Below are 806 nucleotides of genomic sequence, written 5' to 3'. Positions count from 1 at the left end.
GTCGACGCTGATGAGGTGGCCATTGACGTCGTAGGTGTTGGTGGTGGTGCCTCCGCCACTATCGGCCTTGATGGTGCTGACCTGGTAGTTGTCGAACTGGTCGGCTGTGTTGTAATTATAGTCAACACCATAGGCGGCGTCATGGGTATATCTTTTTAAGTTGCCTGCTGCGTCGTTGATGAAGCGGGTATTACTATAGCGGTTATCAACATTGGCTATATGCACTTGCTGGAGCAGGACCTGGTTGACCCTGTCTTTTGGAAGATCAGGGTAGTTATTGGTGAGATCACTTTCATATTCATACATGGTGAACTCGGTGCTGACATTGGCGTCGCTAAAGGCTTTGCGCATAAAATCAAATTTACGCAATTTTTGCATGAGGTCATTGGTGACACCGCTTCGTTCGAGCTGGCTATTGGCGGTGTAACGCCTTTGATCGATGATGAAGCCTTCACGGGTGGTGGTGTCTAATCGTCCTATGATGTCGTAGCCATAGGTTTCGTCTATGTAGCCACTGGTCTGCTTATCTGCACCGACGACGATTTTTTTGGTATAGCTGCGGTCCAGGGTGCGGCGGCCTTCTCCATCATAGGCAAACTGGTGACCCTGGGTGTCGCTGATGGCGATGTCATAGATTTCCTGGCCTTGGCTGTCGACAGCGCTACTCTTATTGACACCATCGGCGATGAGCTGGCGGTTCAGGGCGTCATAGGTGTTGTAGGGGTACGTGTTTTATGCTGATGCTTGATGAATTTTTTTGGCTGGTTTCTTGCTGGATTTTGGATATACTTTTATGCTGGATTTTA

General features: G+C 49.0%; 2 protein-coding genes. One reads left to right on the top strand and one right to left on the bottom strand.

Features of this window, described 5'->3' with window-relative positions:
* The coding region (locus ACO0LF_RS31375; protein WP_423021316.1) for a hypothetical protein at positions 1 to 378 on the bottom strand (378 nt) is incomplete at its 3' end.
* 222 nt (positions 379 to 600) lie between these two features.
* Between ACO0LF_RS31375 and ACO0LF_RS31370 the strand changes: the two genes are divergently transcribed.
* A complete protein-coding gene (locus ACO0LF_RS31370; protein WP_423021314.1) occupies positions 601 to 741 on the top strand; it encodes a hypothetical protein in 141 nt (46 codons plus the stop codon).
* The last annotated feature ends 65 nt before the right edge of the window (positions 742 to 806 follow it).

Origin of the sequence: Undibacterium sp. Di27W, from assembly GCF_049340345.1 — a bacterium.
Classification (GTDB): Bacteria; Pseudomonadota; Gammaproteobacteria; order Burkholderiales; family Burkholderiaceae_D; genus Undibacterium.
This window is presented reverse-complemented; position numbering and strand designations above follow the sequence as displayed.